Origin of the sequence: Paenibacillus cremeus, from assembly GCF_007786445.1 — a bacterium.
Lineage (GTDB): Bacteria > Bacillota > Bacilli > Paenibacillales > NBRC-103111 > Paenibacillus_G > Paenibacillus_G cremeus.
In genome coordinates this window covers 46,328-59,074 of record NZ_VNJI01000029.1, presented here as the reverse complement: position 1 = coordinate 59,074, position 12,747 = coordinate 46,328, and the positions used below count along the sequence as shown (strand labels likewise).

Annotated in this window: 9 protein-coding genes; all 9 read left to right on the top strand. The window is 41.4% G+C overall.

Going from position 1 to position 12,747, the window contains the following annotated elements; genetic code table 11:
* Window positions 1-19: 19 nt before the first annotated feature.
* The 9 genes from FPZ49_RS21175 (at window position 20) to FPZ49_RS21135 (ending at window position 12,557) form a co-directional block, all read left to right on the top strand.
* Window positions 20-1,066: a Gfo/Idh/MocA family protein gene (locus tag FPZ49_RS21175; protein ID WP_144850717.1), complete on the top strand. Its 1,047-nt coding sequence runs from the start codon at window positions 20-22 to the stop codon at window positions 1,064-1,066.
* Window positions 1,063-3,291: a glycoside hydrolase family 65 protein gene (locus FPZ49_RS21170; RefSeq protein WP_144850672.1), complete on the top strand. Its 2,229-nt coding sequence runs from the start codon at window positions 1,063-1,065 to the stop codon at window positions 3,289-3,291. The genes FPZ49_RS21175 and FPZ49_RS21170 overlap by 4 nt, the downstream gene beginning before the upstream one ends.
* Before the next feature lie 288 nt (window positions 3,292-3,579).
* The gene (locus FPZ49_RS21165; protein ID WP_144850670.1) at window positions 3,580-4,887 is read left to right on the top strand and encodes an ABC transporter substrate-binding protein; all 1,308 of its coding nucleotides are present in this window, start codon (window positions 3,580-3,582) and stop codon (window positions 4,885-4,887) included.
* 80 nt (window positions 4,888-4,967) lie between these two features.
* Window positions 4,968-5,837: a carbohydrate ABC transporter permease gene (locus tag FPZ49_RS21160; RefSeq protein WP_144850668.1), complete on the top strand. Its 870-nt coding sequence runs from the start codon at window positions 4,968-4,970 to the stop codon at window positions 5,835-5,837.
* Window positions 5,837-6,877: a carbohydrate ABC transporter permease gene (locus tag FPZ49_RS21155; RefSeq protein ID WP_222429940.1), complete on the top strand. Its 1,041-nt coding sequence runs from the start codon at window positions 5,837-5,839 to the stop codon at window positions 6,875-6,877. Before FPZ49_RS21160 ends, FPZ49_RS21155 begins: the two co-directional genes overlap by 1 nt.
* Window positions 6,878-6,889: 12 nt before the next feature.
* Window positions 6,890-7,993 (top strand): ABC transporter ATP-binding protein, encoded by a 1,104-nt coding sequence (locus tag FPZ49_RS21150; RefSeq protein ID WP_144850663.1) that lies wholly within the window; start codon window positions 6,890-6,892, stop codon window positions 7,991-7,993.
* A gap of 17 nt (window positions 7,994-8,010) precedes the next feature.
* Window positions 8,011-9,702: a sugar phosphorylase gene (locus FPZ49_RS21145; RefSeq protein ID WP_144850661.1), complete on the top strand. Its 1,692-nt coding sequence runs from the start codon at window positions 8,011-8,013 to the stop codon at window positions 9,700-9,702.
* Between the two features lie 14 nt (window positions 9,703-9,716).
* The gene (locus tag FPZ49_RS21140; RefSeq protein WP_144850659.1) at window positions 9,717-10,859 is read left to right on the top strand and encodes a glycerate kinase; all 1,143 of its coding nucleotides are present in this window, start codon (window positions 9,717-9,719) and stop codon (window positions 10,857-10,859) included.
* 21 nt (window positions 10,860-10,880) lie between these two features.
* Window positions 10,881-12,557 carry an MGH1-like glycoside hydrolase domain-containing protein gene (locus FPZ49_RS21135; protein ID WP_144850657.1) on the top strand — a complete coding sequence of 559 codons (1,677 nt, stop codon included), beginning with the start codon at window positions 10,881-10,883 and terminating at the stop codon, window positions 12,555-12,557.
* Window positions 12,558-12,747: the final 190 nt, after the last annotated feature.

Genomic DNA, 12,747 nt, shown 5'->3' with positions numbered 1-12,747 from the left:
ATACTGAGGATGAACTATGGTGAAAAAGAAAGTCGCATTGATTGGCAACGGTCAAGTCGCTGAGAAAGTTCACATTGCTTATTACAATACACGAGAAGACATAGAGATCGTTGCTGTTGTAGGTGCCACTGAAGAGAACGTAAAGCAATTCGCTGCACGTCACAACATTCCTAGCTTCTACACCAATGCGGAAGAAATGTATTTGGTCGAAAAACCAGATATTATTAGTGTTTGTACGCCCAATCGGTTCCATTTTGACAACGTCATGCAAGCACTTAAACATAACTGCGATGTGTTGTGTGAGAAGCCGCCTGCCATTAGCGCGGAAGATGCGAAAAAAATGTTCGAATATGCTAAACAAAAAGGGAAGATTCTTGCCTACAATTTTCACCACCGCTTCGCAGACGATGTTACTGAGCTTAAAAATAAGATTGATCAAGGTATTCTTGGGGAAATTTATTTTGTAAAAGTGACAGCTCTTCGAAGAAATGCGATCCCAGGTTGGGGAACTTTTATAAATAAAGAAGCTCAAGGCGGAGGACCCCTTATTGATATCGGCATTCACATGTTGGATGCTGCCATGTATGTGCTGGGATACCCGAAAGTAAAAAAAGTAACCGCGAAACTATTCCAAAAGATTGGAATCAAGAAAAGCGAAGGGGCCTTTGGGTCATGGGACCCTAAAAAATATACAGTAGAAGATTCGCTTTTTTCTTATATTGAATTGGAAAATGGCGGACTTATTCAGCTTGAAACTTCCTTTGCCCTGAATTTGAAGCTGGATGCCAGAGAGAAAACAATCATGAATGTGGAGCTTTGCGGCGATGAGGCGGGGGCAACGATGTTTCCGGCTGAAATCTATAAAGATGATAAAGGAGAACTGGTATCTTTATTTAAACGCGAAGCGGCGGATGAAGATCGACATACCAAAAGTATGCAAGCCTTTGTCAATCGTTGCTTAGGCGGAAATGATCGATTGGCGGATGGAGAGGAAGGATACTCCATTCAAAAACTTGTTGAAACAATATATCAGTCAGCTGAAAAGAATGAGAGTGTTGAGTTATGAGTGAAGTAAAGCCTTTAAAAGAAAAACGATTCGACTTGCAAGCAGTCAACAAGTATGCCACGTTAATGACATTAGGAAATGGCTATATGGGTATTCGAGGCAGCTTTGATGAAAATTATACAGAACAAACGCGAGGAATGTACGTTGCGGGAATTTATAACAGGTTCTCTAGCAATGACGTGAATGAAATCGTCAACTTGCCGGACCTTGTAGGAATGAAAATTGAAATCGATGAAGAAGTTTTCACCTTACAGGCTGGTGAAGTTATTGAATATGAACGCAATCTTGACCTATTTACGGGTGAGCTAGAAAGAAAGCTGGTTTGGAAAAACAAAAAAGGTCATCGGTTCCGGTTCCTTTTCCAGCGATTCGTCTCAAAAGCAGACCTGCATACGCTTGCATCGAAAGTTACCATCACGGCCCTTGATACTACCGCAGCTCTTACGTTGAAGACAGGGATTGATGCGCAACAATCTAACTTTGGCAAGCAGCACCTAATTGAAGAAAATGTACGTGTCATTGACAAAAGAATCATGCATGCGACCTATCGGACATCTGAAAGTAATCATCTAGTGGCGTTGTCAACTATGATTAATGTATCGCCTGTTTCGGCACCTGTGTTTGTTGCCAAAAACCGTCAGCTTACCGCAAGCATCTCACAAAACCTTCAAGTGAATCAGCCATTCGTACTTGAAAAAATAAGTGCTGTGTATACTTCTAATGATATAGATGCTAAAGAAGTGGATGTAGCTAGCATTCAATCGGTTGAACAATATAGCTTATTTGGCTACGATCAATTGCGCAACCAAACTGCTGCTAAATGGAAGGCGTTTTGGGATCACAAGCGCGTAAAAATTTCTTCAATTGATGAAATGGATCAATTCGCACTCGACTTCTCTATTTACCACCTTGAGATTATGACACCAGCACATGATGCAAGATTGAGTGTAGGAGCCAAAGGATTAACTGGAGAAGGGTATAAGGGACATGTGTTTTGGGACACAGAAATATTTATTGCGCCTTTTCACTTATACACGGATCCTGCAGTAGCGAAAAAACTTCTAATTTATCGCTATCTTCATATGGAAGAAGCCAAAAGTAAAGCCCTCAAAAATGGCTATGAAGGCACACTTTTCCCTTGGGAAAGCGCACTGACAGGACATGAAGAAACCCCGGAGTTTGCGGCCATCAACATCTTAACAGGAAATCGACAAAAAGTGGCTTCTGCTATTGCGGAACACCATATTGTCGCGGATATTGCCTTTGCCGTTGTTCAGTACTACTACAGCACCTTTGACGAAGCGTTTATGCAAAAAGAAGGGATTGCCTTACTGAAAGAAACCGCGTTGTTTTGGATCAGCCGCGCTTCCGATGAAGGTGGTCGTTTGTCCATCATAGATGTTATTGGGCCCGATGAATATACAGAGCATATTGATAATAATGCTTATACCAATTACATGGCGGCTAATAACGTTCAACAGGCGGTCTTTTTCCTCGAAAAATATAATCATGAGGATTTGACGTTTGTTAAGCGTGCAAAAGAGTTCCTACAAAGTTTGTATTTACCAGCGCCAAACGAGGAGGGTATTATTCCACAAGATGATACCTTCTTAACGAAACCGGAAATTGATTTAACAAAATATAAACAAAAGCAAGGAAGTCAGGGCATTTTATTAGATTATTCCCGCGCTGAAGTTAATGAAATGCAAATCTTAAAGCAAGCGGATGTCGTTATGCTGCTGTACTTGATGCCGAATTTATTCTCGGCTGAAGTTGTTAAGAAAAACTTACAGTACTATGAAGAGCATACGATTCATGACTCGTCGCTCAGTAAAGCTATTCATGCCATTGTGGCCGCAAGGTGCGGGGAACATGAAATGGCGTATCGATGTTTCCAAGAAGCGTGCCTGATCGACCTGGGACCTAATCCAAAGTCGTCGGATGAGGGTGTTCACGCTGCTTCTCTTGGTGCCAACTGGTTAGCTGCAGTATTTGGATTTGCAAACATAACGATGGAGCAAAACCAGCTAGTGATTTCACCCAAATTGCCAAAAAACTGGTCTGAGCTTTCTTTCCCATTTGAATGGCAAGGATCAAGCTTGGTCTTTACAATTTCACAGTCGGAATTGAGTGTGGTTAAAAAATCAGGCCCAGAAGTTTCCATAAAAGTAGCTAGGCAGATTTATAATATTCAAGATCGAATGCTAATACCACTACATGAATAGTATATGCGTTCTGCGCCTCTGTACCCATATATGGTTGGAAAATGTGGGTTACAGAGGACATTATAAGTGAATTGACACTGTCAAATTGATGGGTTATAGTATTCATGGGAGCGGTTTTATAGTTACTTTTGTGTCATGGAAGCGGTTGTATTTTTTTTTACGTACCGTGGGAGCGCTCCCATTGAAGTGGTTTTTTTGACTGGAGGGGATCTTCAAAAAGCTTTTTCTTGAAAATAAACAGTCATATTTTGGGGTATACCTAAATTAATACAAAATGGAGGACTACAAATGAAAAAAATATTAGCGGTTTCAATGACAGCAATGTTAGGAACCAGTATGATTCTAGCAGGTTGCGGCAGCACGAGCACCAGCCCAAAAGGCAGCAGTGCAGCACCATCTCAAGAGGCAAAGCAACCTGACCAGCCTAAGACATTAAAAATTATTTTTACAAATGCGCAACAACCATCTGAAAAAGAATACGTGTTAAACACATACGTTAAGAATTTCGAGAAGAAGTACAACGTGAAAGTAGATGCTGAAATTATTCCTCAAGCTGATTTAATTAAAAAAATTGGTACGGAACAACAGACTGGCAACGTGGTTACAGATGTTGTGGTCGTAGATACTGCGAATATGGCCCCGTATATTAACGGAGGCTGGACACAGGATATTTCCAAGATTGTAGCAGGTACCGGCGTGACGTTGACTAACATGTTCGATGGATCAACAAATAAGGACGGTAAAAGATTTTTTGCTCCAATTTCATTCGATGTGTATTTGACAATGGCGAACAAGAAAGCTCTGAAATATCTCCCAGCTGGTTTAACAGATAAAGATGTAGTAACAGGATTGACATGGGATCAATATTCAGACTGGGCAGTGGCCATTGCCAAAGGTGAAGGTACAGGTAAAACCATGTATCCTTCAAACCTGACTAGCTCTCAATTGCTGTATCCTTTGGGCGGAATGGGGCTAGCCTATGGTGCTCAATTCCCGCAGTTTGACAATGCTGGATTCATGGATGCAATGAAGAACGTTGAAAAAATGGCAAAAGGCAACGCGTTCTATGCTGAGCAGGCACAATATACTTCGCCGACTGATCCAATGAAAAAAGGTGATGTTTGGTTAGCTTTTGCTCACATGGGTCCACTGGGAGTTGCATATTCGGCCTCTCCAAATGATTTTATTGTTGGTGCGGCACCAAAAGGCTCTAAGGGAGCTGGATCAACAGCGGGAGCTTGGACAGTAGGTATTCAAAAAGGTGCGAAAAATCAGCAAGCTGCCGAAGATTTTGTGAAATATGTCATGGACCCTAAAGTAGATTATCAGTATACAGTGGCTATGGGTGGGTACCTGAGCCCAATCAAACAAGTTAGCGATCTGCTTGAACCAACGGATGTGATTCAAACTGCGGGCTCCAAAATGCTTGATAACACAATCATTTCGGGTGTACCTTCAACAGATTATACAGACTGGAACGCAGTAAAGCTGCTCTATGGCGACTTGTTTAACAAGATCCTGAAGGACAAAGCATTGCCGGATGCAGCATATTTCAAAGATATGCAAGGAAAACTTGACGGACTGAAAAAAAAGTAAATACGCAAACTTATTAAGTTGAGTGAGGGAGTGCTAGTGCTTCCCTCCTCAATTTTTTTCAGAAGGTGGGAATACGAGTTATGAATAAAAAAGCGATACCCTATTTATTGCTTCTGCCTGCTTTTATATTTTATGCGGTTTTTTGGCTCACTCCGGTTGCTGCGGGTGTGAAGGAAGTATTCATAGATATCCATGGAAACTTCTCGTTAACCGAAAACTTTAAGCTAATGTTTCAATCCGAATTGTTTGGGCAATCCGTAATGAATACTGCTCTTTTTGTCGCAATATCCGTTGTACTGCAATATGTGCTTGCGCTAACATTAGCCGTGTTACTTAGCAGAAGGTTCAAAGGTGCGAAAACGTTAATGTTTGTTTCTATGATTCCAATGGCCGTTACACCGACTGCTGTTGCAATCCTTTGGAAAACGGGGTTGATTAGCGATGGGTGGATCAATTCCATCTTAATGACCTTACACCTCATTCATGAACCTATTTCTTTTTTAAGTGCAGAGGGATTCTCCGCTTTACTGCTTATTATCTTGATCGATACGTGGACGGTTACTCCATCCGTAATGATCATTTTAATTGCCGGATTACAAGGTATGCAAAAGGAATTCAGAGAAGCCGCGTATACCTTCGGGGCTAATAAATGGAGAATTTTTAGAGATATTACACTGCCGATGCTTAAGCCTTCAATCGTAACTTCCATTATTTTGAGATTGATTGCGGCTATTCAGGTTTGGGCGATTGCAGTTATGGTTGTCGGATATAGTAAGGTACCTTTCCTAGTTGAACGTGTGGCATTTTATGTAGATGCTGTTCCTGGTTTAGAAACGAGTAGGAAGCTTGCATTCACGTTATCTTTTACGACTACTGTGATTGTGCTTATTGTGTCGCTTGTTTATTTGAGAGTCACAAAGAAAAATTCAGCGGCAGGGGGCAATAAATAGTGAATAGACTCAATATGATCCAAAAAACAGTAATGAGCCTAATCCTGTCTGCTATGGTCATCTCTGTTGTTGTTCCAATCGTATTTTTCTTATCCGTTTCATTTTCCAACGATTTTGAAATGAATGAATTTCCGAAAAAGCTTATCCCGAGCACTTCCGTTACGGTTAAGGTAGCGCCTGCCGATCAAGGAATGTACGAGATTTTTTATAACAATGGTGAAGGATACCGTTCCATTATAACAACAGGAAATCCTATAAAATTAGAAACTTTTTTTAATCGACAATATGCGGTGACGATTCCAGGAGATGAGCTGCTAGAAAAGTTCAGTAAAACGAAAGAAAATGGCCCCATGGAATTCACGCTTAAAAAAGATATGCTCTATAACTTCAAGCAATTTTTCACGATCGCTACAAAAGCAAAAAGTTCGCTAGTGAATAGTATACTTGTTTCGGTTTACACGATAATCATTTCGCTAACCATTGGCAGTTTAGCTGGGTATGCAATGGCGCGATTTAATTTTAAGTTCAAAGAGACCATCAATGTTACTCTTCTCATTGTTCGTATGTTTCCAGTTGTAGGAATCAGTATCCCGATGGCGATTTTGCTTATTAATATCGGTTTATTTGATACATTATGGGGATTAGCTATTTTGTATTCGATCCCTAACATTGCATTAACAGCATGGATTACATCAAGTATCTTTGTAGGGATTAACAAGGAATTAGAGGAAGCCTCCTATATTTTTGGTGCGAATAGTTTCCAAACATTCATGAAAATCACTTTACCGTTGGCGTTTCCAGCACTGGCAGCCAGTTCCATGTATGCATTCTTAACGGCATGGAATGATACAATTTCTGCTTTAATTCTTACTGATCAAAACCAAACGTTAGCATTAGTTGTTTATAAAGCTATTGGAACTTCAAGCAGCAGTCTTCAATATGCCGCTGCGGGTAGTTTAATCTTAATTATTCCTGCATTGGTATTTACTTTTATTGTAAGAAAGTATGTAAACCAGATGTGGGGCGGAGTCGAAGTATAGGAGGTAATTTGAATGAGCTACTTGGTGCTGAAGGATCTTGAAAAGAGATATACAAAAGATGGTAATTTGATTGTTAATAAAATGAACCTTTTGATTGAAAAGGGAGAATTTATCGTATTTCTAGGTCCATCGGGCTGTGGAAAAACGACAACAATTAGAATGATTTCTGGATTGGAAGACGTTAGCGGCGGCGATATTCTTATCGAAGGCGAAAGTATTTTGGGGAAAAAACCAAAAGACAGAGGCGTGTCGATGATTTTCCAAAGTTATGCGGTTTGGCCACATATGACGGTTTTCGAAAATATTGCCTATCCGCTGAAACTTCAAGGAATTCCTAAAGCTGAGATCAAAGCACGCGTTCATGCTGCAGCGGAAGCTTCTGACATTACAGCATTGCTGGATCGATACCCTGCACAAATGTCGGGTGGACAAAGGCAAAGGGTTGCAGTTGCACGGGCCATTGTCATCAAGCCGAAGCTTTTCTTAATGGATGAGCCGTTATCCAACCTAGATGCTAAGCTAAGGGTTTCCATGAGAACAGAGCTTAAAAATATTCATACGCGAGAAAATTCTACTTCCATCTTCGTCACACATGACCAATCAGAAGCGATGAGCTTGGCGGATCGCATTGTTGTCATGAACAAAGGAATTATTGAGCAAATTGGAACGCCAATGGAAGTGTATCAAGATAGTGCGACAAAGTTTGTCGCTTCATTCATCGGGACACCGCCAACAAATTTCTTTGAGGTAAGGATAGAAAAGAGAGCAGACGCTTTATATGCAATTTCAACAGGATTTGAGTATAAAGTTCCTGATAAATTAGTCCATGCGTTGCTGCCGTACAGAAATAAAAAAGTAGATTTAGGAATTCGACCGGAATTTATCGGCGTTTCTCTGGAACAAACTTCTTCATCGGATCATCTATGCGAGTCGGTTGTTCAGTTTGTTGAACCTCAAGGGACGCATGCGATATTGATCACGGATATTGGTGGTGTTGAGACAAAAATTATGACAATCGACCATATGGAAATTAAACCCAACACCAAGGTCACATTATTTGTGAAAAACGACAATGTCATGTTCTTTGATATCGAAACCACGCAGAGAATTAAATAAATTATTGGAGATGGATTATGAATAAAGAAAAGGTTCTTCAAAGTGTAGAAAGTAAATTAAAGCTTATTTATAAGAATGATTATAAAACAGAGTACATGGATTTATTGAGCGAGCTCATTTCTAAATGGGAAAAGGCAAATTGGATGCCGAATGATCCGGTCACCCAAAAAAATGTGTACCTAATTACGTATGGGGACAGCATTTATGAAAGTGGAGTCCCAACCTTAGAAACCTTAAACAAGTTCTTACAAGAACAAGTGAACGGAGTCATCACAGACGTTCATCTGCTTCCTATGTTTGAGTATACATCCGACGACGGATTTTCGGTTGTAGACTATCGTCAGATCGATAAAAAGCTGGGCGATTGGAATCACATTCAATCCTTTGCCCAGGACTTTAGAATGATGTATGACTTTGTAGCGAACCATTTATCTAAAAGCAGTTCGTGGTTCCAGGGATACTTGAACGATGAAGAGGAATACAAAGACTTCTTTATTCCTCATGATGAAAATTTTGATTATTCTAAAGTCATTCGTCCAAGGACTTCTCCTTTGTTCCATGAATATAAGGGGAAAAATGGTGTAAAAACGGCATGGACAACCTTCAGTGAGGATCAAGTTGACGTTAATCCGAAAAGCTTTTCCATGTTGAAGGAGTTAACCGATGTCATTCTCCTTTATGCCAATAAAGGTGCTTCCAGCATTCGATTAGATGCCATTGGATTTCTTTGGAAAGTATCTGGAACGAGCTGTATGCACTTGAAAGAGACACATGAAATTATTAAGCTTTGGCGCATCCTGCTAGACTATTTTAAAAAGGATACACAAATCATTACGGAAACCAATGTACCTCACAAAGAGAACATCAGCTATCTGGGCGATGGCACAGATGAGGCGCATATGGTGTATCAGTTTGCTTTGCCTCCTTTAGTTCTGCATACCATGACTACGCATGATTCAAGTAAGCTAACGAGATGGGCAAAGACAATTGATAAAGTTTCGGAAACGGCAACGTATTTTAACTTTTTAGCAAGTCATGATGGAATCGGTGTAAGAGCGACAGAAGGTATTTTAACAGATGAAGAGAGAAAAGTACTTGTCGATAAAGTCGTAGAAAATGGCGGTAGAGTTTCGTATAAGAACAATACAGATGGCACCCAGTCTGTGTACGAATTGAATATTAATTATTTTGACGCACTTGTCAACCAAGCAGAAGACCAAACATTAGAATTGAAAATAAAAAAGATGCTTGCAGCCCATTCTATCCTTTTATCCTTTGTAGGCGTTCCTGCCATTTATTACAATTCTTTATTTGGGTCGACGAATGATTACAAGGGACTTGAAGAGTCTGGAATTAACAGAAGAATCAATCGAGAAAAATTCGAGTTCAGCTTCATTAAAGAAGCGCTAGTCAGTGATGAAAGAAGAAGCAAGGTATTTAATGGGCTGAAAGCACTGCTACAATTAAGACAGGCTGAGAGTGCATTCTCGCCGTATGCAAGCCAAAACGTAATCGATCTCGGTCCCGCTTTCTTTGCATTGGAAAGAGTAAACGATCAGACCGGCGAAAAAATAACGTTTATTCTCAACGTTACCGCGAAAAAGAATGATGTAACCGTTGCGATCAAGGGTACCAATATTTTAAATAACGAAATCATTGATGGCAAAGTTGAACTTGAAGCGTATGAATTTGCTTGGATAAAAGCTTAAAATAGGTGAATGTCATGAAAGTAGTCATTGCCCCTGATTCTTTTAAAGGTAGTTTATCCGCTAAAGAGGTTGCGGAAGCTGTTGAAAAAGGGTTTTTGAAAGTGAGTAAAGATCTAAGAATTACGAAAGTCCCTATGGCGGATGGCGGCGAAGGAACCGTGGAATCATTGGTTGATGCTACGGGCGGAACAATAATTCGGGTTCGCGTAAAAGATCCAATTTTGCGGGAAACAGAGGCGTTTTATGGAATTTTGGGTGACGGAGAGACAGCAGTGATTGAAATGGCTGCTGCCTCCGGACTGCCGTTACTTTCACCGGAAGAGAGAAACCCACTTGTAACTACAACATATGGCACCGGTCAGCTTATTTTGAGTGCCATTGAAATGGGCTGTAAAACGATCATTCTTGGTCTCGGTGGAAGTGCCACGAATGATGGCGGATCAGGAATGGCTCGTGCTTTAGGTGTGAAATTTATGGATGCCGAGGGACAAGAAATAGAGTTTGGCGGCGGAAGTTTAGACCGATTAGCCACGATCGATTGCTCAGCCATGCATCATGGGGTTAACACGGTCAAATTTATTGTAGCCTGCGATGTTGATAATCCTTTATGCGGGGAGAAGGGTGCATCCAAAGTTTTTGGTCCACAAAAAGGCGCGACGAAGGAAATGGTGGAAACCCTGGATCAAAATCTGATGCATTACGGTAAGTTGTTGGAGGCTTACTTGCAAAAAGAAATTGTACAATTTCCTGGCGCAGGCGCGGCCGGTGGCCTTGGCGCTGGCGTATTGGCCTTTTTAAAGGCGGAGTTGAAACGGGGAATTGAGATCGTGATCGAAGCCACACAGCTGGAAGAAGCGTTGAAAGATGCGGATCTAGTAGTTACTGGCGAGGGAATGATCGATTTTCAAACTGCGTTTGGCAAAACTCCTCAAGGAGTTGCTAGCTTAGCCCAAAAATACAACATTCCAGTCATTGTAGTTGCAGGTGCCATTGGCCGGGATGCTCATACCTTATATGACCAGGGAATTGACACTATATTCTCCATTGTCGATAAACCAATGCCACTCGATGATGCCATTGAACAAGCCTCTCAACTGTTAGAGGATACTGCTGAACGAATCATGAGAACGATTAAATTGTTTAATCGTCATTCATAAATAATGGAGATGTAATCATAGATGACGCTTACTAATATTGAAAAGCACCACTTACTGCCTAGAGGTATGTATTTTCAAAAGAAATCGTACGAGGATGTTCCGCTTCTTTCTTTTGAGGAAGCACGGAGCAGCCTGCCGCAGCCTATTTATGAGCAGCGTCCAGACTATTTGGAATGTTACTGGAAAGCATGGGAGATTGCTTACCGCAATCTGCATGTCCCAACGAATGAAAGCGGGTTTGTCAGCAACTTTATCGACGCTGCGTTCAATCAGGATGTTTTTTTATGGGACACCGTATTCATTACCATGTTTTGCAATCTGGCAAATCCGTATATTCCAGGGATTCGGTCCCTCGATAACTTTTATTGTAAACAATTCGAAGACGGTGAAATTCCTCGCGAAATGGTTCGCGAAACAGGTAAGGATTTCTTGCCTTGGGTAAATTATGACCGCCTGCCGTTGCACTCCTATTTTCACAATCACTACGGTCACAGAAGACTTTTTCAAACCGCTCGGCCAGCATTTGAAGAGATGTTCCAGCCAAAGCTTGGTAGAACCGTGGAGGTTCCGCCTTATCTTACACTTGATAATTTGAATCATCCAATCATGGCCTGGGCGGAATTGGAAAGCTACAAGCATACGGGTGATGCCGCACGTTTGGAACTGGTATATGAACCGAATCTGCGTTATTATGATGCGCTCCAATATCATCTGCAAAATCATTATGGTTTGTATGTTACGGATTGGGCGAGCATGGATAACAATCCGCGCAATAAATACTTAGGCAGTGGTGTTGATATTAGCTGTGAGATGGTACTTCTCGCACGCAATTTGATCGACATTGCCAAAGTGTTGATCGATCGTTGCCAAAGCAGAGGAGATAAAGAGAAAGCGGCTCATTATGCCAGCCAGATCAATAGGCTTGATGAGGAAGCTAGCCAATTGACTGATACCATCAACCGAATGATGTGGAATGATAAGGTAGGGTTTTATTTTGACGTTCAAGAAACCGGTGAGCAAGCTCCAGTAAAAACGATAGCAGCATATTGGTCGCTACTCGCCGGGGTGGCAACGAAGGAGCAAGCGGAAAAACTGGCGAGCTGGCTCAATGATCCGGCAACATTTAATCGGGTACACAGGGTGCCTGTATGTTCAGCCGATGAGGAGGGCTACGATCCGCGCGGTGGTTACTGGCGAGGTTCCGTCTGGGCTCCAACGAACACGATGGTGATTCGCGGTTTGGAGAAATACGGTTATAAGGATCTTGCAAAGGAAATTGCTTTAAACCACTTGAATAATGTGGTGCAGATCTTTAAGGATACAGGCACAATTTGGGAGAATTATCCGCCTGATGCCGTTGATTCAGGAAACGCTGACAAAGCCGATTTTGTAGGATGGTCCGGTATTGCCCCAATTCTTTATCTGATTGAACATGCCATCGGTATTAAGGGTGATGCCAGAAGCAATGAGTTGACTTGGCAGCTTACTCCGGGGCAAGGAACCGTTGGATGTAACCGTTATTGGTTTGCGGGTAAGACTCTTAATTTGCTTGCGAAACCTCAGGACGATGGAGCTTATCGCATTTTTGCCTCTAGCGACGCACCGCTTACATTAAAGGTTAAGCTGATCAATAATGAAGTCATCCACGAAATAAATGGAGATTGTGAATTTATTATTGAGGCCGTGAGATATTCTTAAACTGAAGATGACTTCTGAATTCGTTATTCGTTCGGGGGTCATCTTTTTTTATCTTCATTAACAACACACTGTTCAAGCGAATAGTTTAACCGGCCCGGAGCGAGCGATCACTGAAAGCAATTTATATTTCATGGGTTGGTCTACTTGCAAAGCGACCCTCGGCGTCAAGCAGCTGAGGGTCGCTTTTTTC